The sequence below is a fragment of the Cohnella herbarum genome (assembly GCF_012849095.1).
Lineage (GTDB): Bacteria > Bacillota > Bacilli > Paenibacillales > Paenibacillaceae > Cohnella > Cohnella herbarum.
Window position 1 is genome coordinate 2,178,262 of the sequence record NZ_CP051680.1, and the last position, 21,822, is coordinate 2,200,083.

Annotated in this window: 24 protein-coding genes, 1 pseudogene and 1 riboswitch; of the genes and pseudogenes, 3 read left to right on the forward strand and 22 right to left on the reverse strand. The window is 51.8% G+C overall.

Features of this window, described 5'->3' with window-relative positions; all coding sequences use genetic code 11:
• Window positions 1-30: 30 nt before the first annotated feature.
• The 3 genes and pseudogenes from coaD to HH215_RS09795 form a co-directional block, all read right to left on the reverse strand.
• Window positions 31-585 (reverse strand): pantetheine-phosphate adenylyltransferase, encoded by a 555-nt coding sequence (coaD, locus tag HH215_RS09785; protein WP_169279733.1) that lies wholly within the window; start codon window positions 583-585, stop codon window positions 31-33.
• Window positions 582-1,193: pseudogene (gene rsmD, locus HH215_RS09790) on the reverse strand (16S rRNA (guanine(966)-N(2))-methyltransferase RsmD); the annotation flags it as partial. The pseudogene rsmD and the gene coaD, both read right to left, overlap by 4 nt.
• Window positions 1,194-1,542: 349 nt before the next feature.
• Window positions 1,543-1,809, reverse strand: a complete 267-nt coding sequence (locus HH215_RS09795; RefSeq protein WP_169279735.1) for a YolD-like family protein — start codon at window positions 1,807-1,809, stop codon at window positions 1,543-1,545.
• A 316-nt stretch (window positions 1,810-2,125) separates the two neighbouring features.
• On the opposite strand from HH215_RS09795, the gene HH215_RS36705 reads away from it, so the two are divergent.
• The gene (locus HH215_RS36705) at window positions 2,126-2,389 is read left to right on the forward strand and encodes a DUF2642 domain-containing protein (protein ID WP_169279736.1); all 264 of its coding nucleotides are present in this window, start codon (window positions 2,126-2,128) and stop codon (window positions 2,387-2,389) included.
• A 195-nt stretch (window positions 2,390-2,584) separates the two neighbouring features.
• On the opposite strand, the gene HH215_RS09805 is transcribed toward HH215_RS36705, so the two are convergent.
• The 10 genes from HH215_RS09805 to HH215_RS09850 form a co-directional block, all read right to left on the reverse strand.
• Window positions 2,585-2,740, reverse strand: a complete 156-nt coding sequence (locus tag HH215_RS09805) for a hypothetical protein (protein ID WP_169279737.1) — start codon at window positions 2,738-2,740, stop codon at window positions 2,585-2,587.
• Between the two features lie 82 nt (window positions 2,741-2,822).
• Window positions 2,823-3,191, reverse strand: a complete 369-nt coding sequence (locus HH215_RS09810; RefSeq protein ID WP_169279738.1) for a 4-fold beta flower protein — start codon at window positions 3,189-3,191, stop codon at window positions 2,823-2,825.
• A gap of 90 nt (window positions 3,192-3,281) precedes the next feature.
• Window positions 3,282-4,085, reverse strand: coding sequence for a TatD family hydrolase (locus tag HH215_RS09815; protein ID WP_169279739.1), 804 nt, complete (start codon window positions 4,083-4,085; stop codon window positions 3,282-3,284).
• Window positions 4,069-4,854 (reverse strand): ABC transporter ATP-binding protein, encoded by a 786-nt coding sequence (locus HH215_RS09820; protein ID WP_169279740.1) that lies wholly within the window; start codon window positions 4,852-4,854, stop codon window positions 4,069-4,071. Before HH215_RS09820 ends, HH215_RS09815 begins: the two co-directional genes overlap by 17 nt.
• On the reverse strand, window positions 4,851-5,636 hold the full coding sequence (locus HH215_RS09825) for an ABC transporter permease (protein ID WP_169279741.1): 786 nt from the start codon (window positions 5,634-5,636) through the stop codon (window positions 4,851-4,853). The genes HH215_RS09820 and HH215_RS09825 overlap by 4 nt, the downstream gene beginning before the upstream one ends.
• Complete coding sequence (locus HH215_RS09830; RefSeq protein ID WP_169279742.1) at window positions 5,626-5,928, reverse strand: thiamine-binding protein; 303 nt, start codon at window positions 5,926-5,928, stop codon at window positions 5,626-5,628. The genes HH215_RS09825 and HH215_RS09830 overlap by 11 nt, the downstream gene beginning before the upstream one ends.
• A 24-nt stretch (window positions 5,929-5,952) precedes the next feature.
• A complete protein-coding gene (locus tag HH215_RS09835) occupies window positions 5,953-7,005 on the reverse strand; it encodes an ABC transporter substrate-binding protein (RefSeq protein ID WP_169279743.1) in 1,053 nt (350 codons plus the stop codon).
• Window positions 7,006-7,135: 130 nt separating this feature from the next.
• Window positions 7,136-7,250: riboswitch (TPP riboswitch) on the reverse strand.
• An 89-nt stretch (window positions 7,251-7,339) separates the two neighbouring features.
• Window positions 7,340-8,824, reverse strand: a complete 1,485-nt coding sequence (locus HH215_RS09840) for a glycosyltransferase (protein ID WP_169279744.1) — start codon at window positions 8,822-8,824, stop codon at window positions 7,340-7,342.
• 20 nt (window positions 8,825-8,844) lie between these two features.
• Window positions 8,845-11,085 carry a methyltransferase domain-containing protein gene (locus HH215_RS09845; protein WP_169279745.1) on the reverse strand — a complete coding sequence of 747 codons (2,241 nt, stop codon included), beginning with the start codon at window positions 11,083-11,085 and terminating at the stop codon, window positions 8,845-8,847.
• 2 nt (window positions 11,086-11,087) lie between these two features.
• Window positions 11,088-12,170, reverse strand: coding sequence for a glycosyltransferase family 2 protein (locus HH215_RS09850; protein ID WP_169279746.1), 1,083 nt, complete (start codon window positions 12,168-12,170; stop codon window positions 11,088-11,090).
• A 182-nt stretch (window positions 12,171-12,352) separates the two neighbouring features.
• Between HH215_RS09850 and HH215_RS09855 the strand changes: the two genes are divergently transcribed.
• Window positions 12,353-13,243: a S1 family peptidase gene (locus HH215_RS09855; protein WP_169279747.1), complete on the forward strand. Its 891-nt coding sequence runs from the start codon at window positions 12,353-12,355 to the stop codon at window positions 13,241-13,243.
• Window positions 13,244-13,356: 113 nt separating this feature from the next.
• Here HH215_RS09855 and HH215_RS09860 read toward each other — a convergent pair whose 3' ends face one another.
• The 6 genes from HH215_RS09860 to HH215_RS09885 form a co-directional block, all read right to left on the reverse strand.
• Window positions 13,357-13,797, reverse strand: coding sequence for a hypothetical protein (locus HH215_RS09860; RefSeq protein ID WP_169279748.1), 441 nt, complete (start codon window positions 13,795-13,797; stop codon window positions 13,357-13,359).
• A 189-nt stretch (window positions 13,798-13,986) separates the two neighbouring features.
• Complete coding sequence (locus HH215_RS09865; protein ID WP_256376718.1) at window positions 13,987-14,280, reverse strand: stage VI sporulation protein F; 294 nt, start codon at window positions 14,278-14,280, stop codon at window positions 13,987-13,989.
• A gap of 93 nt (window positions 14,281-14,373) precedes the next feature.
• Window positions 14,374-16,425: an ATP-dependent DNA helicase RecG gene (recG, locus tag HH215_RS09870; RefSeq protein WP_169279749.1), complete on the reverse strand. Its 2,052-nt coding sequence runs from the start codon at window positions 16,423-16,425 to the stop codon at window positions 14,374-14,376.
• Between the two features lie 31 nt (window positions 16,426-16,456).
• On the reverse strand, window positions 16,457-17,317 hold the full coding sequence (fakB, locus tag HH215_RS09875; protein WP_169279750.1) for a fatty acid kinase binding subunit FakB: 861 nt from the start codon (window positions 17,315-17,317) through the stop codon (window positions 16,457-16,459).
• 30 nt (window positions 17,318-17,347) lie between these two features.
• Window positions 17,348-19,171 (reverse strand): fatty acid kinase ATP-binding subunit FakA, encoded by a 1,824-nt coding sequence (fakA, locus tag HH215_RS09880; RefSeq protein ID WP_169279751.1) that lies wholly within the window; start codon window positions 19,169-19,171, stop codon window positions 17,348-17,350.
• Window positions 19,172-19,195: 24 nt separating this feature from the next.
• Window positions 19,196-19,555 carry an Asp23/Gls24 family envelope stress response protein gene (locus HH215_RS09885; protein WP_169279752.1) on the reverse strand — a complete coding sequence of 120 codons (360 nt, stop codon included), beginning with the start codon at window positions 19,553-19,555 and terminating at the stop codon, window positions 19,196-19,198.
• 203 nt (window positions 19,556-19,758) lie between these two features.
• Here HH215_RS09885 and rpmB point away from each other — a divergent pair, with 203 nt between their 5' ends.
• Complete coding sequence (gene rpmB / locus HH215_RS09890; RefSeq protein WP_120976086.1) at window positions 19,759-19,947, forward strand: 50S ribosomal protein L28; 189 nt, start codon at window positions 19,759-19,761, stop codon at window positions 19,945-19,947.
• A gap of 87 nt (window positions 19,948-20,034) precedes the next feature.
• Here rpmB and spoVM read toward each other — a convergent pair whose 3' ends face one another.
• The 3 genes from spoVM to rsgA all read right to left on the reverse strand — a co-directional run bounded on the left by spoVM (window position 20,035) and on the right by rsgA (window position 21,805).
• The gene (spoVM, locus tag HH215_RS09895) at window positions 20,035-20,115 is read right to left on the reverse strand and encodes a stage V sporulation protein SpoVM (protein ID WP_041064529.1); all 81 of its coding nucleotides are present in this window, start codon (window positions 20,113-20,115) and stop codon (window positions 20,035-20,037) included.
• Window positions 20,116-20,253: 138 nt separating this feature from the next.
• On the reverse strand, window positions 20,254-20,898 hold the full coding sequence (gene rpe / locus HH215_RS09900; protein ID WP_169279753.1) for a ribulose-phosphate 3-epimerase: 645 nt from the start codon (window positions 20,896-20,898) through the stop codon (window positions 20,254-20,256).
• A gap of 1 nt (window position 20,899) precedes the next feature.
• A complete protein-coding gene (gene rsgA, locus HH215_RS09905; protein WP_169279754.1) occupies window positions 20,900-21,805 on the reverse strand; it encodes a ribosome small subunit-dependent GTPase A in 906 nt (301 codons plus the stop codon).
• Between the last annotated feature and the right edge of the window lie 17 nt (window positions 21,806-21,822).

Sequence of the window (21,822 nt, forward strand, 5' to 3'; positions counted from 1 at the left end):
TTAAAAAAAGCCGAACGAAAATCGTCGGCTTTACAATCCATCCATCTTGCTTCTTTTGTTTTGCTCTCCGTCTGAAGCGGCATACTTCCCTTGCAACGCAACCTCGACCGTCGGCGGCACCAAATCCTGCACGGGACCGTTAAACTTCGCGATCTCTTTTACGATACTTGAACTTAAATAGGAATACTTAGGATTCGTCATCATGAATACCGTTTCGATGCCTTCGTCCAGTTGACGGTTCGTCGATGCCATCTGAAGCTCGTATTCGAAGTCCGTAACGGAACGGATACCTCGAACGATAACCTGAGCTTGACGGGATCGCATATAGCGAACGAGCAAATCGCGAAAGCTGTCGATCTCCACGTTAGGCAGATCTCGCGTAACCTCGGCCAATAAATCTTTTCTCTCTTGAACCGAAAATAACGGAGTTTTAACCGTGTTGTTCAATACCGCCACGATGACGCGGTCGAACTGTTTGGCCGCCCTGCGTATAATATCCAGATGTCCGAAAGTAACGGGATCGAAGCTCCCGGGGTAAACCGCGATCCGGAACTCGTGTTCCATGCGAGTTTGATGAGGGCTCATCGTTCGGTCGCCTCCTCCAAGTCCGAGGGAAGACCGGGCTCCGCCTCGTTATTTTGTTGATATCGATATATGGACAAAGCTATCTCTCCATAAGTCGCGTATCTTGTTCTCTCATAACCCTCGATATTCTCGGGGTAAACGACATCGGGATGGTGTTCCACGACGGCTATCGCGCCGTCGGCCACTAATCCTCTCGAAGCCATGTCGATCAATAAGGCATCGCAATCCTTCACCGCATAAGGAGGATCCAAGAATATCAAATCGAAGGATTTTCCCGCTCGTTCTAGCAGCTTTAACGCTCTTCGGGCATCGTTGCGATAGACCTCGGCCCGATCCGCCAATTTCGTCGAAGCCAGATTGCGCTTGACTACTTCTACGCTCTGCGAGCTGGCGTCGATGAATACGGCGTTAGCCGCGCCTCGGCTTAAAGCTTCGATTCCCAATCCGCCGGTGCCGGCAAATAAGTCCAGCACGTTTTCCTCATCGAAATAAGGTCCGATCATGCTGAATAGGGATTCCTTCACCTTGTCCGTCGTCGGACGGGTATTGCTGCCTGGAACCGCTTTGAGCGGATGTCCTTTGGCTTGTCCAGAAATGACTCGCACTTTCTCAACCCCATTATATCGCGCTAAGTAGTACCGTTAGCCGTGAGCTTAACTGGTGTAATGTTACCACATTCTCCCGTGTTTCAAAAGCTTAGAATATCCGTGTTCGGTCGCCGTGCTTTCGCCTACTAATTTTTTTCCGCGACTGCGTATATTTTCCTTGCCTAAGGTCACAATGATAGTACCGGCGCCGAGAGGTGTCGGGGACAACCGCGGAGAAGACTTACGTTTCCCCATAAGATCTTCGTCCGGTTTCTCCTCTCCCATGAAGGCCCTCGTCGCGAGACGGGGGTCGACTTTTTTGTTTAAAACACTGAACCTCCAGGTACGCTACATATGGAAGAAAGTCCGATCAATCGGGGTTATCTACTTTCATGATATCCATAAACGGTACTTTGGTTAGATCACCTTGCTTCTCAACATGGACTAATCTTGTCCTTGTATCTAATGCGACGATAACGCCTTGTACCGGTTCATCCAACCCCCAAACGGTTAGAACGACTTCGGACTCCTCGTTCTTCGCTTCGACAAGTCTCTCCCCGATTTCTTCGAGAATAGCTTCGTCGCGCGTCGGTCTCTTATCCTTGGCTTTCTTCTTTGGTTTTTCTACTGGCGGCATAGCGATCACTCCTAATATTCTTGGATGTCAGGGTTGAAAATTGAAGGTTCTTACCGTTCGCCCTCCTGCAGGAACGACTTTGCGCGGCTTCCGGTGAAACATCTTATTCTAGCATTCGTATGACTAAGAAAACACTCTTTGGAGGTCTGTCATGACTGAACTATTCGAAATTGGCGCGATTGACATGTTTTTTGTTGTCGACCAGGGCGACGATAAAGACAAGTTTAGATATAAGTTAAAATAGCGTTAGTGAGTTCCATAGCCCACTCCTCGGTATAGGCAACCGCATATGATGTGATCGAATATAACCCGAGGAGTGGTTCATTTGTATCATCAACACCTTAATCAGGTCAGTCCGGCTCAGATTAATCCTAGTCAAATACAAACCGTTTCGTTAGTCGACCCCTACGTGGTCGAAGCTCTCAAAAAGCTAGTCGGATGTTACGTTTGCTTTGAAACAACGCGGGGAAGAATCGAGGGTATTATTATAGACGTCAAGCCTGATCATGTTCTTCTTCAAACCCATAAGCATCAGGTATGCGTCCGAATTGCGGAGATTGTTTGGACAATGCCTTTATAACTTTTCGAGGGAGTTGCTCAGACAACTCTCTTTTTTATCCTTTGTTCACAGATAAAAGATCTATGGTCCGCCAGTCAGCTGACCACCCCCTTGTTAATTGTAGGCAGGCTGAAAGTCGGATTTGCGACAACACGAAAGAACGGCCGCCCGGAATATCGATTCCGGAGGCCGCTTTTTCTTATCTCCAACTTATTTTCATGCATTCTTCTTCTGATATTCTTTTACGTATCGAGCTAGTTTTTTGGATTGTTCAAGCTTCTGGTTCTCTTCTTTACTTCCGCCGACGACTTGCGGCACTGCGCTCGTTACATTCGGAACGGCAAGAAATAAGGCTAGGGCGATGACGATCATTTTTCATTGTCTAACTCCCCTATTGGCTCAACGTGCTAAAAATCCACTTAGCGGTAGATGAAGCCTAAATTTGCATCGCTTTCTAAATATCCGTACCGAAAAAATCACGAACCGACTTGCTAGACCACCCGCCGTTTCCCGGATCGCTAACCGAGCCGGCAAATCCCGGCTTAGGCGGCCTTCCGGGAATCGATGGGGCCGACGGAGCGCCGCTCATTCCAGGGATGGAAGGCAAGTAGGCCGTAGCGGATCTCGCAAATCCGACGATGCCGCCGGAACGATCCCTCAGAACGCCTTTCTCCAAATAACCGATGGGCTGACCCGTCAGCGTATAAACCTGCTTTTCCTGCTGAAGCCAACCGAGATTGCGACCGTTCCGGCTAACGAATCGATCCCCTTCCACCAACAAGAACGCTGTTTGTCCATAACGATCGAAATACCAGTCATTCACCGCTACGCACCTCCGGTTTTTTACCGATTATACCATGAAATTCTATGAAAAATGTCGAAAAATGTAATCTGAGAGCATCACAATTAAAGGCTATAAATCATCCCAACCGTAAAAAGAGAGGCAATTGCGCCTAACGACCTCTTGGACGGCTTTCACCTCGACCGATCGCAACTTTGCGATCTCGATCAAGACATCGCGAACCATACCGGGAACGGTGGGTTTCCCGGCGAACGGTCCCTCGAACGGCCAAGGCCCGTCGGTTTCGACCATGAGATTACGCAGCGGGACCCTTATCGCCAATTCCTTGATCGCAGCCTCGTACAATACGTCAGGCGTTATCGATATCATGTAGCCGTTCCGAACAATACGCGCAATCGCCGCCGAACTCCCTTTAAACCAATGGAAGTGCGCACGACGAATCGCGTAACGTTCAAGCATGTCCATGACGACGTCGGCATCCTCGTACACCGCATGAAGCGCGATCGGCTTGTCCAGCTCGGCGGCCAACCGAACGAAACGTTCCAATTGGAACAGATACGGCTTTAGATCGAACGCGTTCCCGCTCGTTTCCGCATCCTTGCGCGTATAATAGGGAAGCCCTACTTCTCCGATCGCGAAAACCTCGTTTCCCGCATCCCGCTCCCGTATCCAGTCGCATAGAACGTTCACTTCCGGCTCCTCCAGCGGAGACAGCTCGGGATGATGTCCATAAGCCGGCATGATCCGTCCTGACCAACGAATGGCCGTTTCGCGGTTTGCGATACAAGAGTTCATCCCCATCGAAACGGCCACAAGTCCTTCGATTCCCGACGAATCCAAGTTTTCCATTATTTCCTCCCGCTCCGCATCGCCGTATAAATCCAAATGAACGTGAGCGTCAAACAAGCGCCGCATCCCCTTCGCCCAACAGTTCCAGCACTTCTTTCTTCAAATCGACGAACTCGGGAGACGTCCAGACGTCGGCCCTGCGCGGACGCCCAAATGGGATCACGATCTCGCGCAACACCGTTGCGGGGGCGGGAGATAACACGTATATGCGATCCGACAGCATGAGCGCTTCTTCGATGCTGTGCGTGACGAACAATACCGAGCGCCTGTCCGCTTCCCACAGCTCTAGCAACCAGCGCTGCATGTCCGCTCTAGTCAAAGCATCCAAAGCAGCGAAAGGCTCATCCAAGCACATGACGTTCCGTTTCATGAGCAGCGCGCGCAAGAAGCTCACCCTCATCTGCATCCCTCCGGACAGTACATGAGGGTATTCCTTGGCCACTGCCTTGAGATGGATTTTCTCAAGCCAGTCGGCAGCCAGTTCTCTAGCTTCTTTCTTCGAGGTTCCGGCAGTAACGAGAGCAGACGAGATGTTATCCTCAACGGACAACCAAGGAAACAATGCCGGTTGCTGCGGCATATAACTGATCAGTCCGCGTTGTCCGGTGACCTCTTTGCCATCGATCAGAATTCGTCCGCCATCCGGACGCTCCACGCCGCCGATTAATCGGAACAACGTGGATTTGCCGCTGCCCGAAGGCCCGATTAAAGTGACAAACTCGCCCGCTTTAACATGCAGACGGATGTCGCTCAATACGGATACCCGCTCTTTGCCTCGCATATAGGCTTTGTCGATTCCGATGAGTTCCAGCGTGCTTCCGACGGAGTTCCTCATGAGGAAGCCCCCTTCCAGTCGTTTTGCGGACGCGGTTTCCACCGAATCGTTAGGCGTTCCGCGATGACGACCGCATAGTAGAACAAGAAGCTCAGCGTGACGATACAGACGATCGAGCCGAATACGCCCGGTTGGTCGAATCCGTTAAACTTTAGCTTCAAGTAATAACCGATCCCTTTGTTCGCCCCGAGCCACTCGGCGACGATCGCGGATGATACGACGTAGGTAGCCGCGATCCGCAAGCCGGAGAACAAGTAGGACAAGGAGGCCGGAAATTCAAGCCTCTTCAGCTTCTCCCACCGAGAGGCGCCGATCATTCCCAAATACTCTCGCAATTGCGGCTCGGCTTGTCCGAGACCGACTAGAATCGATAACGTAACCGGAAAAAAACATACGAGGACGAGCAGGATCAGCTTAGGCGTTAAGCCGAACCCGAACCAAATCATCAATAACGGCCCTAAAGCGATAAGGGGGACGTTCTGAGAAAGCACTAAGAGCGGAGCGAATGCTTCCCTAAGAAAAGGAATCACGTGCAGAACGATCGCGACTACGATCCCGATTACTAATCCTAAAACGAGCCCTGCCAGTGCCAAAGAAAACGTCGCGACGACGTGCTCCCACAAAACCCCGGAATCTTCGTACATCGTAACGGCGATATCCGACGGCGCGGGCAAAGTGAACGTTTCGATCCGGAAGATCGCGCATACGGCTTCCCACGCTCCCACGAACGCGAACAACGTGACGACAGGCAGCCATATCCCTCTAGTTCGGTTATTGCCCATCGGGATATTTCTGCAACAGCCGAGCCATCGAAGCGCCCTCTTGGCCGTCTACGACCAGTTTGATTTGCGACATGACGGACGGGCTGCCCATCTCGAACATAGCGGCGTTCATCCGCTTAACGATGTCGATCAATTGATCCAATTCGCCTTCCATCGTCGTCTCCAATGACGCTACCCGGTAGGCGACTCCCGACTGTTTAATGATTTCGATCGCTCGGTCGACGTATGGAATAACCTCTTCTCCCGGTTTTACCTTCGGTAAAATCTGTATGCTTAGCAGCGCTTGAGCCATCGTTTTCCACTCCTCACACTTTAATTATTTCGGCAGGAACTCCGTCGTGAACATCTCGTCGTAGTTCAATCCTTCTTTCATCAGCCCGTTCTGGCTCAACCAATCGCCATAACCGGACCACACTTCCCGCTTCTGCTCTCCCCAACGCGGGGCGTCGTCCTTGTATTTCGGGCTTAGCCATTTCTGGCTCGCCTTTACCAGATCCGCGTTCAATTCCGGAACCGCCTTGATCAACAAATCGGCAGCCGCGTCCGGATTGTCGATCGCATATTGATAGCCTTCCGACGCTCCCGCCAAGAAAGCGCGCACGAGCTCCGGCTTTTCTTGAATCAGCTTCTCGTTCGTTAACAGCAAAGGCGTGTAATAATCCAATTGCTTGCTGTAATCGGTCAAGTACACCATATTAACCGGTTCGTTCCGCAGTTCCGCTTCGATTCCCGTCCATCCGTAGAAAATCCATTCGAAATCGATGCCTTTCTTCACCGCTGTGAAGAAATCCGCCGTACCCGCGCTTACGAAGTTCACTTTGCCGACGTCCGCTTGCTGAACGTTCATGATCGATTCGATTACGGCTTGCTCGGCGGGGGAACCCCAACCGCCGTAAGATTTCCCTTCGAAGTCTTTAGGCTCCTTGATGTTCTTGTCCACGGGAGACGCGAATCCCGACGTATTGTGCTGGATGATCGGCGCGATGGATACGAGCGGCAAGCCCTGCTCGCGCGCCAAGATCATGCTTTCCTGTGCCCCGACCCCGAAATCCGCCGTATTGTTCGCCACAAGGGCGCTTGCTCCCGCTTCCGGCGGCAGAATGATCTCTACGTCCAATCCATGTTTTTTCCACAGCCCTTGATCCCTGGCGACATACAATCCCGTATGGTTCGTATTCGGAGTCCAGTCGAGCACGAGCGTCACTTTCTGCAACGCCTCAGACGGGGATGCCGAACCTTCCGAAGATGGCGCGACGCTTCCGGAAGCTCCGGAGTTGCCATTGTTGCCATTGTTGCCGCACCCGGCCAGCAGCATGCCCGCTAATACCGTTAATCCCAAACCTTGCCAAACTTTACTCTTTCCTTTCATTTCCCTCTCCCTCTCTATCCTGCTAATGCGGAGAAGAGAGCTTCACGAAAAAATCGAAAAACGCCCCCCGATTCCGGAGGGCGTCTTAAATAGCAAAAGACGTATGGCACGCCAGCACGCTCTATCGCTAGCTGGTCTGCTCCCACCTTCCTACGCTGGTACTAACCAGATCAGGTAATAAGGGTCTGCATCTTCTATGGGATGCACTCTCAGCCGGCCTTGTTCCAGCTCCCCCGGGGCGTATTCAATTGGCGAAACCCGCTTCTTTCCACACCTATTATAACAAACCGCCCGAAGATGTCTATCCCTTATCGCTTCCCTTATCGCTTCCCGTTTAGCGATTCCCGGTCAAAGCGATGATTCTCCGCACCTCGGCAAGATACTCCGGATAATACGGCTCCATTTCATAATGTTCCGTGAATACGGCTTCGAATCCTTCGAAATCGAATTCGAAGCCGACTTCGATCATCATTTCCAAGCGCGGCAAGACGAATCGGTCTAGCAGCACCTTTTTCTCGTCTACATACACCGGCTCGGATAGTCCTCTCCCAACGAAATATCGCAAAATTTCCAAGTACCCCCGAATCGCGGCATCTCCGTAATTGTAGCCTCTGGGAGCATTAAACGCGTAACTGAACATCGAGAACTTAAGCAAGGTAAACCTAGGATCCTCTTCGAGCAAAGCATAAAGCCAATAAATGTGGTTCAAGCTCGTGCCGATAAACCGATCCAATTCGGGTAAGCTCAATAATGCCTCGCGATCGACCACGATCGAGGAAATGAATCCGGAGGCAATGGAAAGCTCCGTAACGAGCCTATCCATCCCTTCCAATACTTCAACGGTTCCGTCGTTCCTGAGCACGTCGATCAACAGGAATCGGCTTTTCCGATATAAGAGCGCATAGAGAATCGGCTGGATGGCTCCCGGGATAAAATAATCGTCATCCCCTTGGAGCTTCGCGAATTTTCCTTTCGCGAATTTCACGACTTCCACGAAATTTCTCTCGCCGCCGATGTTCTCCGATTGTCTGATCGTTCTTAGCTGCGGATATTTCATCACGTATTGAGCGAGCACGGCGGAAGTCGCGTCGTCCGAAGCGTTATCGGAGACGCATACTTCGATCAATCCGTTAATGCTGGTCTGCGGCAATACGGAATCGAGACATACCTTAAGCTCCTTGCTTCTGTTATAAGTCGGAATGCAGATCGATAACAGAGGCCGGTCTCTACGTCGACGCAGAACGTCCGCAATCTCCTCTTCCGTCTCGACCTTAATCCATTCCTCGGCAACGGTATCGAACATTTCCGTCAGCTTGGCGGGAACGCCCCAGACGACGGAATAGTCCGGTACGTCGCCGCGAACGACGCTGCCTGCTCCGATCACGCAGCCTTTCCCGATTTTCATGGCACCTTCGATTACCGCATGCGCTCCGATATAGGTGCCTTCTCCGACAATCAAACGGTTTATCCCGGCATGGCGGTAGCCTTGCTTAGAGACCGGAAGACCGGTTTTCCGGTATTCGGCCTCCGTATCCGACAGCACCGCATGCGGTCCGCACCAGACTAACCGCTCTAATTCAACGTGATTCTCTGCCGTTACGATCAGGCCGATATCCGCTTGTACGCCGTCTCCTAGAATGATTTTCGGCCGCGAACCGTTAATCGGCGAAGTCACGATCAATCGATGACCCGAGCTCACGATGGCCTCTTTACCGATCGATATTTCTTCGGCGCCATGCATCAATCCCGGAGCTTCCAAATTCGCGTTTTCCCCGAGAAAATACAACTTGTGCTCGCTCGGCCGCAATTCCCCCTCCATGCCGAGTCCTCCTTATCGGCTTATTTCTTCCGGCATACGGCTATTACGTAAGCCGGTCGAGCGTTCTTCATGCGGCTTAAGGAAGCCGGCCCATAATATCGGATAATATCGGGGTTAAATCCGGCCATCGTCGTAACGCCTCCTACGGCGGCCGCTATATCGCTCCATTCCGGAGCGACTTGCCCATGCTTGCCTACGAAGGTTTGTCCGTATAACCCCTCGATATCGTACAAAGCCGACAGCTCTCCGACAAACTCGCTCAGACTGTATTCGAAACAATGATAGGGATTGCGCACTTGCTCTCCGTACAACCGATCCGGATTGGTCACTTCCCGGTTCGGCGTCGATACGATTAGCCTTCCGCCCGGACGGAGCACGCGCGCCGCTTCCCTTAGCCATGCGGTTCCGTCGGGCACGTGCTCGATCGTTTCGAAGGAAACGACAACGTCGAACGATTCGGAGGAATACGGAAGCTGCAACACGTTTCCGATCTGATAGTAAACGCCATCCCCTCCGTAATCTCGATTCGCAAGGTGCACCGACGCTGCGTCGATGTCTACTCCGGTCACGCTGATAGCCCCGCCGTCCTTCATCATGCGAACGCCGTATCCAGCTCCGCAAGCAGCATCTAGAACGGTTTTGCCAATGCAGTAACGTTGCGCAAGACGGTAACGATACACGTGCTCGGCGAGCACGTCGGGGTGCGAGCCGGAAACCGCCGAACTGAGGATAAGCCTTTCCCCCGTAAAGGCGACGTCTTCCTGGGCTTTAGGTAAATAGGTCAATGGCGTCACCGTCGATTCTGTAAGAATTTCCGACTTTGCTGGCGTCGGCATGGAAGGTGCGGGCGATTCGCTTGCAGGCTCCTCCGGCTTCACCGGTTTAGCGGAACCCGCGGGAACGGGCGCCTTCGTCGGTTTACGTCCTCCGACCGGTGCCTTTATCGCGTTAGCTATGAAATAAATCGCGGTAAATTCGTCTCTTCGCTTCTCTCCGGCGAGTAAGCATAGGGCGTCAATCTCATGCTTTTTCGTCTCCTCCGAAGCAATCATCGTCATTTCAACCTCTTCAAAGCCCGCATTGCGAAACCGATCGATCGTTTCTTCTTTGGAGAGGAACGCCTCATGGGGCACTGGATTCGCGGGCTTCAGATAAGCTTTGACATACTCTACGTACATTCGGTTCGGAACGCTGGTCACGACAATTCCGCCTGGTCTTAGCCATCTATATATTTTCCGCAGCATGTCGAGCGGAACCGGGAGAGATAAAATATCGTTAAGAATGATCGCATCGAACCCTTTAGAACCGACCGGAATCTGGATGTCTTCCTCCTGCGACCATGTTCTCTCCGTTACGAACGAAGCGATTCGAGCAGCGGCTTGTTCGCTCTCGTATCCGAATAACCGAATATCCTTGTACCGGTTACGAAGCTCGAGCAGCGTCGCTCCGCAACCGCAGCCGATCTCGAGGACGCTCATCCCGGGCTTAACCGATTGCAAAGGCTGAAGCAGATCGGATCGGATATTCACCGCGATATGCGGATGAAATCCCCATTTGTTCATGAATAACGTGCCGTTATGGATCATCGCCTTCTTGAACGTATCCTTAACGGACTTAAAGGAGGCATGGCCTTCATGGTGAATGAACGTATCTCGGCATAATAGAAGCTTATATCCCGACAATCTCGCCCTGACGCACCAATCGTCGTCCTCGTAATTGCCGATTCCGAACGCCTCGTCGAGAGGTCCGACCTTCATCCAAGCTTCGCGTTTAACGAGCAGGCAGAACCCGATCAGCTTCATTTTTTCTTCCCACCGATTCGGCGAGGAAACGTTGTAAATCTCCGCGAAACGTTGCATCTCGTCCATCGAGTGGTAAGACGTCTCGACCGTCTGTCCGTATCCGGCGAAGTTGGTCAGCGGCCCGACGGCTCCGACTCGGTCGTCGCTCCCGATGGCCAGTTCCATTTGACTCAACCATCGCGGCGTGACGACCGTATCGTTATTCAACAGCAATATTCGATCCCCGGCCGACGCTGCGGCACCGATATTGCATCCTGCCGGAAATCCGACGTTCTTCGCTTGCTCGAGCAATCGAATGTCAGGTTGCGCCCGCAACCAGCCGACCGTTCCGTCCGTAGAAGCGTTATCGACGACGATGATCTCGTAAGATCCCGGATCCGTATATTTGCGGATGCTTAAGACGCATCGCTTGGTCATTGCCAGTTGGTTATGAACGACGAGGATAATGCTGGTGCTCATCGTTATCCCCCTTCGGCCTGCAGCGCTTGTTCGAGTTTTTCTTTGTTCTGAAGTAGATTCTCGTCGTTAGGCAAATACTTTAGAGCCTTTTCGTTATGCTCGTATGCAAGGTCCAATTCGCCTTTTAATCCGTAACAGATACAAAGTTGAAAATGAGGAAGCCAAGTCCAACAGATGAGGTTTAGCACCCCGAAATGGTTCTGCGGAAGCTCCTGCTGCAGAGCCAGGTTGAACCAGAAGATCGCCTTGTTCAACTCCTCCTGATCGAGGAAACATTGTCCGATCGAACAACAGAAGTCCGCTCTCGGGACGTCGTAGATCATAGATTGCAGCAATATCGATAATTTCAGATCATGATTCCCTAATTGGTGATAACATGCCGAGAGCCTGGCGCATGCCATAAGATTGTCTTCGAAGTATTCGACCGGATATTCAAGAAATCGGAGGTACTGTTCCACCGCTTCGGCGTTCTTACCCGCGTCGGCCAGCTCGTTGGCATAGTAGAAAACATCGCGCCCCGAGACTTCGCCTTCCTGCTTAACTATCTGTTCGAGAATTCGCAAATTTCTTCCCGTATCCGTATGAACCCTATCGTGCGATACGGCGATATCCGTTAAATAATAGTTTCCGTCGACGTGCAAATACTCATGGACCGGATTGTACCACTTGAACTGCCGGCTTCTCTTGACGATCCTGTTCCGTCTGGACATGAAGAGCGGATTTCCATAAGCGTCGAACGCAAGATGATACGACATGACTACGGAATCCACTTCCGTATCCAAAGAGTCCTTCAACGCTTTAAGTTTGGCGCGGTCTAACTCCTTCAAGTAATCGTCCGCATCCAACCACATGATGTAATCCATCGTCGCGAACGAGAAGGAATAGTTGCGCGCGTCCGCGAAATCGTCGATCCATGCCCTATCGTAAATCTTGTCCGTATAACGGGCCGCGATTTCCTTCGTCTTATCCGTCGATCCGGTATCTACGATGATGATTTCGTCTATTAAATCATGAACGGAATCCAAGCAGCGAGAAAGCACCTTCTCCTCATTACGCACGATCATGCATAAGCTGACGGTAACCACATAGCTCCTCCTTTGCATCCAACCTCGAGCCATTTTATGTCGCGAGAGCCTTCCCTGCTTGGACAGGTGGTGTAGGTACAATCGCATCAAATATGCGAATTCCCCGCCGTTCCTGTCTTATCCCGAAAACGATTATGGTACAATGGCAGGATAGATAAACGTTAGGCCGAGGAGGAACAAGCATGGAAAACAATCCGAATAGAAACGACGGGAAGTCTTTGCCTGTTTCCGAGGATGAGCGTAACAAAGACACTCTCGAATCTTACGAGACTTATGAAACTTATGAAACTTACGAGACTTATGCCGATGAGGAGTGGGAAGACGTCGAAGAGGAATCCGAAGCTCCTTCTCCCGCACGGCGCAAATGGATAAGAAATACGATCGTGTCCCTGCTCGTGGCCGCTCTAATCGGAAATATACTCGCGTTCTGGCCGCAAATTTACAACATGAAGACGCTGCCCTTCTTATTTAAATCGAAAGAACTGTCCATCCGGGAAGAAATCCGAAATTACAAAGAGGCGGTCGTCTTGGTCAGTTCGGACAAAGGCAAAGGAACCGGCTTCCATATCTCTGGCGGATACATCGTGACCAATTATCACGTGATCGAAGACAATGCTTATACCTTAGTTAAATTCCCTGAAAGCGAACGGGGGTTCGAAGCGGAGTTGGCGGGCGGCGATCCCGAGTTGGATATTGCCTTGCTGAAAATAGACATCGGCAGTCAAGAGCTTCCTTTCATTGAAATCGAGAGGGAGAAGCGGCAATGGCAACCGGGGGATCACGTCTATGTAATCGGGAACCCGCTTTATTTCACGCAAATCGCCAATGAAGGAAACATACTCGGCATGGTACCGATTCAAGGCCGCGAGAAGCCGGCAATGGCCCTTGATGCGCCCGTATTCAGCGGCAACAGCGGATCTCCGGTCATCGATGAACATGGCAAAGCCATCGCCGTTGTATACGCCACTACGGAAATCTCTCATGAAGACCGGATCGTTCCGGCCGGCTTGGCCGTACCGATCGACGACTTTAGCGACATGCTGAAGGAACTGCTACCGACGGAAGAAGAATAAACCCTGACCGCCGAGACACCGTTCTCTATTTCGGATTTTCTCCGAAAGGGTTCGAAATCGCAGAAAAAGCCGGCGACCCCTGTCGCCGACCTCTTCTCTCCATGCTCGGATTGTCAGCCTGGAGCTCCTTGCGAGGCGATACCCCAGAACACTTCCGGTCCAGTACGTACGCCCGTGAATAGAAGTCCGAGCAACGCTCCTCCGAAAATAAAGGAACTATAGATCGTTTCTGCCGCTGCTGGAGCGAGCAGATCCTGTGCGGTGAAAGCATACGTGTCGCCAAATACGGACAACCGAACGCTTTGCACCATCGTATAGATGACGTTAGCAGGATTGTAGACCGTCGTGCCGCGGCAAATTTGAATGGCGAACGTAGTGCCGACCAAGAGCGAGCTGACTCCCACCATCCCCGTCAGCGTTATTACTTTATTTACGACGTTATTCGTCTGCAAGCCGATCACTCCGAACAATGCTGGGGTTGGCGAAATCGCCGTACCTGGAGAACCGGTTATGCTGGAGTTCATTGAGCTGCGCAGATCTAAAAATGCACCCATATCGTTAACCTCCTTCTTTGTGAAGTTGGTATAGTGTATGTCCAATTCACGCTTGCGCGTGGACAAACTACAGGGGTTACATGTGTATTTTACGACGAAGAGAGTTGGCTCTACCGTCTTGGAATAACGTAAACAGCGCCCGCACCGGCTTAAATCCGGGAGGGGCGCTGTTTGATTGATCATTCCGGCTTACTTGAACATCGTATAGAGCTTTAACAAATGCAGCATATTGTTGGGATCGATTTTCTGGGCGATGATAAAATTAACCAACTGATCCTCTTGCGTCTCCGTTATGGGTTCATTTAAGATCTTGGCAAACGTCTTCACCCATCTACGAACTTTCGTCCGGTCCTGCAAGTCGCTTTTCGTGGCGCCCTCTAGATGACCTTTAATACGCTCTTTTGTCGCAGGGTTTTTCATTTTCACTTTAACTCGTTCCACGAACTCGGCCTTGATGCCGAACTTTTGCCAGCCTGGGCTCAAACGGGGTCACACTCCTTCCGGCAAGCTATTCGGTACATCATATGCCACCGAAAGACGCAAAATGACTGAGCCCGCTTTTCCAACGACAAATCCCTAATCGAGAGGTTCGCCGTTCAGATTGGCATCCCTCGCCAGGTTTTCCCTTAACTCCGCGTAAGTCGGAGAAGACCAGAATTGCTCCATGGCCGTCAGCGCCGCGGCATCGTCCCTCGCTTGCTCCAACACCTCGAAATCATTGACCAGATTCGCCAGTCTAAACTCCGGCATACCGCTTTGTTTCGTCCCGAAAAATTCCCCGGGTCCGCGAATTTCCAAATCTCTGCGCGAGATTTCGAAACCGTCGTCCGTTTCCGTCATCGCCTTCATTCTTTCCTGTCCGTTCTCCGACTTCGGATCGGCGATGAGAATGCAGAACGATTGATGTTCTCCGCGTCCGACCCTGCCTCTTAGCTGATGCAACTGGGACAATCCGAATCGGTCGGCGTCCATTACGATCATCAAAGTCGCGTTAGGAACGTCGACGCCTACCTCGATCACGGTCGTAGACACGAGAACGTTCGTCTTCCCTGCCGCGAAGAGGGCCATCGTCGCTTCCTTCTCCCCAGCCGTCATCCGTCCGTGCAGCAGGCCAATAGACAGCTCGGGGAGAGCTTGAGTTAACTGAATATGCAAGTCTATCGCGTTCTGAACGTCGATTTTCTCCGACTCTTCGATCAAGGGGCAAATAAAGAACGTCTGTCTTCCTTGCTCCGCTTCCTTGCGAATAAAACCGAGAACTCTATCCATCATTTGATGCTTTACCGAATACGTCTTGATCGGTTTGCGTCCTTTCGGACGCTCTCGCAAAGTAGATACATCCAAGTCGCCGAATACGGTTATCGCCAGCGTCCTTGGAATCGGCGTTGCCGTCATCGTCAACACGTCCGGGTTCATCCCTTTGCGCCGCAGAATACTTCGCTGGTTTACGCCGAAGCGATGCTGCTCGTCCGTTACGACTAGGCCAAGGCTCCTGAAAAACACGTCCTCCTGGATAAGCGCATGCGTTCCGACGACAATATCCAGCAATCCCATCTGCAAGGAAGCGATCAGGTCCCGGCGTTTGCGTTCGGTGAGGCTGCCGGTCAGCAAACCGACTTGGATGCCGTACGGTTCGAACATCTTACCCAGCGATCGGACGTGCTGATCCGCCAAAATTTCCGTAGGCACCATGAGCGCGCCTTGATGTCCCGCCCTAACCGTAGCGTACAGTCCTACCGCCGCGACCACCGTTTTACCCGCGCCTACGTCTCCTTGGAGCAGTCTATTCATGGCGTAGGGCTGCTTCATATCGTGAAGAATTTCGTTAATGACCTGTTTCTGCGAATCCGTTAACGAGAACGGAAGAGCGCCTACAAAGCTGCGAATCTCGTCATTGTTAACGGGCTGGACTAAGCCGTCGGCTTGCTTGAGATGCGTCGCACGATAAGCCTGCAGCTTAAGCTGAAACAAGAACAACTCCTCGTACACCATTCGGCGTCTCGCTTCCGTGCCTTCTCGGGTGTTCTCGGGGCGATGTATGCCGGAGATGGCTTCCCGGCGGGGGATAAGCGAATGCTTGTCCAGCAGCTCGGGAGGCAAAATTTCCGGAATAAGCGAACCGAACTGATTTAACGCACGGTCGATCAACTTCCGGATCGCCGCTTGCGTGATGCTTCCGCCGACGGAATAAACCGGTTGAAGCGTCCCCGTCTTGGCCGAGCTGCGATCGGGAAATTCCGAATCGGCGACCGTTAAGTGGCGTCTTCGTTGATCCCATTTTCCCGTTAGGGTTATTTCTCTACCTAGCGTTAATTGATCCTTCAGGAACGCTCTATTGAACCAAACCGCGGTCACGAGCATCGACTCCACCGTAACCCGGCAGATCAGCCTGGACTTCCCGCCGTATCGCTGCATCGAAGGCATCGAGGCGATCGTCCCTTGGATCGTGATCCGTTCCCCGTCCTTCACTTCGCTTAATTCGCGTATTCTATAGTCCTCGTAGCGGAACGGGTAATACTCGAGCAAATCTCCGACGGTGGAAATACCCAAGGCGTGGAACTCCTCCGCTTTCTGAGGACCCACGCCTTGAAGTTTCGTCAGAGGAATCTGGAACAAATGATTAGACATTAGACCAACCTCTTTATAGACTAAATCTCTTCTATGATTTGCTTAACGGGAACACGAACAATCCGATCGTACCCGGACCCGCATGCGTGCCGATAACCGGCCCGATTTCCGTTTCTTGGTACACTTGAACGTTCAACCGTTGTTTAATAAGTTCGGTCATTTCGGAAACGCCGGCTACGTGCCCCGGGGTCGAGGCAATCGTTAGATTGACCGGTTTGTCCTTGAAATCGGCTTCCAACACTTCGGCGATTCGAGCCATCGCCCGTTTCTGCCCTCTTGCTTTATCGAATGGGAATACCGTTCCTTCAGCATCTATGGATAAGATCGGTTTAATATTTAGAAGCGAACCCAGAACCGCCGAAGCTTTGCCGATACGTCCGCCTTTTCCTAAATACTCCAATGTGTCTACGAGAAAATAGAGCCGCAGTTCCGAACGCATCCAATTGACTTTCTCGATGATTTCTTCTTTGGAAGCTCCGGCAAGCGCCATCTCGGCTGCGGTAACGACCAATTTCCCATATCCGAAAGATGCGGATTTAGAGTCGATGATCGTAACGTCGGCGCCTTCGTCAAGCATCGATTTCGCGATCGTCGCGGATTGATAGGTTCCGCTCAGCGCGGCCGACAATTGGATCGAGATAACCGAGTGGCCATCGTCCGTCAGCTTTTTGTACACTTCGTAGAAATCCGCCGGGGAAGGCTGCGAAGTCGTCGCGAGACCTCCGAACGACGTTAATTTCTCATAAAATTGCGCCGGCTGCAACGTGATGTTGTCCAAATAACTGTCATCCCCGAAGTTAACTTTAAGCGGCACCATCGATATGCCAAGCTTCTCCCGAATTTCGACCGGAATATCCGCCGTACTATCCGTCACCAGAACAACAGATGCCATTGCTTGTCCCTCCATCGCCAATTTGGATGATTACGGTTCTACAGCGAACAAGTAAGGATACAATGGCTGTCCGCCTTCGTGCACCTCGACTTCCGCGTCGGGATATTGCTCGGCGAGCCATTGTTCCAGCTCTTCCGTATGTTCTTCGTCGGCGTCTTCTCCGGTCAGAATCGTTAAGATTTCTCCGCCCGATACGATCAACTCGCTTAAGAGAGACTGACATGCCTCGATTAGCGACGATGCCGAAGCTACGATCGTTTTGTCTTTGATGCCGATATAATGGCCTTCTTTAATCGCAATGCCATCCATGTCGGTATCTCTGACCGCCTGGGTCACGGAACCGCTAATCACGCGCTCGTAGGCTTTAGTCATCCGGTCAACGTTCGAAGCTTCGGAATCGTTCTCTTGGAAGGCCAACATCGCGGCCATCCCTTGCGGCAACGTCCGAGTTGGGAGCACCGTTACGGGACGTTCCGACAGCTCCGCGGCTTGCTTGGCAGCCATAATAATATTCGGATTATTCGGCAGCACGATAATGTGATGGGCGGATAGGGAGGTGATCGCGCCAAGCAAATCTTCCGTGCTCGGGTTCATGCTCTGTCCGCCGGAAAGCACGATATCTACGCCGAGGCTTCTGAACAGTTCCGCATTCCCTTCCCCGACGCTTACGGCTACGACGCCGTAGGAAGCCATCTCGTATACGTCCGGATTCATTTCGCTCTCGGGAGAAGCCGTTACGGAAGGCAGGTTAACGACGCCCGGCAAAGCGTAATCGACGACAGGCGTACCGTAAGCAGGTTCATCCGAGTTCACTAAAGGCAAGCCTCTTTCCTTCGTTTCCGGTTGTTGCGCCAGAAGCTCGCGATGCTGCTCTTGCATGTTAAGAATATGAATATGGGTAATTTCGCCATACGTCAGCGCTAAATTCATGACGTCTCCCGGCCGCCTGGAATGAACGTGAACTTTCACGATCCCTTCGTCCTCGATGAGAATGATCGAATCTCCGTCCCGTTCCAAAGCCTTGCGGAAAGTTTGTTCCGGGAAAGGCGAGCTCGTCGTCACCCGCTGGATGAAGAACTCCATATCGTAAGGGAAAGCGATGCTCTCCGTAGCGATCTTCGATTGCGCAGCCGCGTTCGGGGCTCCGGCTATTCGGACTGCTGGCGCGGCTGCAACCTGTTGAACAGGCGGAACCGGCCTAGCGTAAGATTCCTGCTCGACGGAAGATTCGAAATTCCCGTCGCTTAAATAGTCCACGAAACCCTCGTACAAATAAACAAGTCCTTGCCCGCCCGAATCGACGACGCCGACTTGCTTTAATACCGGCAGCATATCTTGCGTTCTCGCTAAAGTCTCCAATGACTTGGCATGAACTTCAAGCATCCATTCTTTAAGATCGGACGTGCGACGCACCGCGTTGAGACCATGACGCGCGGCTTCGCGCGCAACGGTCAGAATCGTCCCTTCGACAGGTTTAACGACCGCTTTGTAAGCGGTATCAACTCCCTGTTGCAGAGCGTTGGCGAACAGAGGCACCGTGAGCTCGCGCTGGCCGGAAATGGCCCGCGCGAATCCACGGAACAATTGGGACAAGATGACTCCCGAATTGCCCCGCGCGCCCATCAGAAGTCCCTTCGACAGAACTTCCGCCGCGCGTCCGACTTCCTCGGATGGTTTATTTTTTAATTCGGCCACTCCGGCCGTCATCGTTAAGTTCATATTCGTTCCCGTATCGCCGTCCGGCACGGGAAACACGTTCAAGGCATTCACCCGGTCTACGTTGCGGGTTAACCGCTCCGCCCCGACCAGAATCATGGCCGCCCATTCGTTACCGTTCAAGAAGCGCTTACTCAATGCTGAATTCCCCTTCCTAATAAGCTACTTCAATACTCGCACTCCTTGAACATTCACGTTCACCAGATCGACTTTTAATCCGACGACCTCTTCTAAGACGTACTTTACTTTAGATTGAATGTTATGTGCCACCTCGGAAATCTTGGTTCCGTAACTTACGATGACATAAAGATCGAGATGAACGAGCTCGCCTTCATGGCGCACTTCCACGCCCCGAGACAAGTTCTCGCGACCTAGCAGCTCGGCGATTCCGTCCTTCAATCCTTTACGAGAAGCCATTCCAACGAGTCCATAACAATCCAATGCCGCAGAACCGGCGATTACAGCGATGACTTGATCAGCGACATCAATTTTTCCGTTCTCCGAGACAAGCTGCAGAGGCATGGAAATTCACTCCTTTATGCCTTTATTATGGACCATATCTCATTGTACTATAAAAAAAGGGGAGAATGAAGCCGTATTATGGGGAAATCTCATCATTAAGGCGTTTAGGTCCGTTATTGCCCGCTTTTTCCGTTGCATCAAGTTACCCGCTGTGCTAAGATAGTGAAGTATTTGTATGGACGTGGCAGGGAGGTGTATTTTTAGTGGCTCGTAAATGTTATATCACAGGGAAAAAACCAGGTTCCGGTAACAACAAATCTCACGCGAATAACACTACCCGCCGTTCTTGGGGGGTTAACGTACAAAAAGTGCGCATTCTGGTGAACGGTAAACCTAAACGTGTATACGTAAGCGCACGTGCTTTGAAATCCGGAGCAGTAACTCGCGTATAATTCACGCAATCGGCTTTAATGGCCATGAAGAAAAAACCGTCAGGCAATCTGACGGTTCTTTTTTTTGTGTCGTAGCCCTCGTAGGCGTCAATTTTTGTGAAAAGTGTTGAGAATCGCTTTGACGAAGCCACCCAAAAATTTCGGCAGCTTGATGGTGTAAAACTTCATCTTCCCATCCCCCCTCCGCAGGCTGAACCCTTGCCGGCTTCTAACGTTCGAAGCGCTATTGATTCCAATGTATGCGGAGTTGAATTTGTCCTATACCAGACAATTGAGATGAGACAGCCCAAATGTTTAAATGATAGCTTATCGCAAGGAAGCGATTGCGGCTTCCCGATCCTCATGATTGAAAATATAGGTGCCCGCCACCAAGGAATTGGCTCCCGCTTCCTTCACTTGAACGGCGGTTTCCGCATTGATGCCTCCGTCTACTTGAATGTAAATATCCTGGCGGCCGTGCCGTACCAGCATCTCGCGAAGCTGGCGAAGCTTAGGCAGCATGGAAGGCAGGAACGATTGGCCTCCAAAGCCTGGATTGATCGTCATAATGAGTACGAGATCGATTTCATCTAATATATATTCAAGTACGGATAATGGCGTGTGCGGGTTTAAGGCGACACCGGCCTTCATTCCGAGTCCGCGGATTTCCGAGAGGGTCCGGTGGAGATGAACGCAAGCTTCCGGGTGCACGGTAATCCGGTCCGCTCCGGCCGCTGCCAATGCCGGAAACAACGATTGCGGATTCTCGACCATCAGATGCGCGTCGAAGAACAATTTCGTAACCGGACGGATCATAGACACGATTGGCGGTCCGAATGTCAGATTCGGCACGAAATGTCCATCCATAATATCGATATGAACCCAATCCGCTCCCGCGGCTTCAATGCTGCGGACTTCGTCCCCCAGCGCGGCAAAATCGGAAGCAAGGATTGAGGGTGCGATGATTGTCATGTTAATACCTCCGCTTTGTTTCTTTCCATTCCGTCATGAAGTTAACGTAGTTGTCGTATCTGCTCGTTGCGACGGATCCTTCCTCCTTAGCTTGAATAACGGCGCAGCGAGGTTCGTGCGTATGGGTGCAACCACGGAATTTGCATCCGGAAGATAGCTCCGCGAATTCGCGAAAACAGGAGCCGATCTCGTCGATGCCGAGTTCCGCGAAATCAAGTTGGCTAAATCCCGGCGTATCCGCCATATATCCGCCTCCGGCAATCGGAACGAGCTCGACATGCCTGGTCGTATGCTTCCCCCGGCCAAGCTTGTCGCTGATCTCGTTCGTCTCAAGCTTAAGGCCAGGTACGAGCGCGTTAACGAGAGAAGATTTGCCGACGCCCGATTGTCCGGCGAGCATATTAATATGGCCGGCGAGCGCCGAACGCAGCTCTTCCATCCCTTCGCCCTGGTGCGCGCTAGTCAACAGCACTTGATATCCGATGGACGAATATAGCTTGCGTGCATTCTCGATATCCCGATGGATACGAACGCCTTCTTCTCCATCGGGAATCCGATCCAGCTTCGTGAGCACGATGACGGCATCCATCCTTGCATGCTCGGTGTGCACGAGAAACTTATCGAGCAATACGAGGCTGATTTCCGGACGCACGACGGAGAAAACAAGAATCGCCAAGTCGGCGTTCGCGATCTGCGGACGGATCAACTCGGACTTGCGAGCCAATATTTCCTCGACCGTCCCTTCACCGTTCTCCGTGTCGCTGTATACGACGCGATCCCCGACTAACGGGGATTGTCCCCGTTTCTTGAAGATTCCTCTTCCTCGGCATTGCACCGGCTGTCCGCCGTCGAAATTTTGCACGTAATAATAACCGCTTAAAGCTTTTACGATTAAGCCCTCGGGCATCGGGTATGCAACTCCTC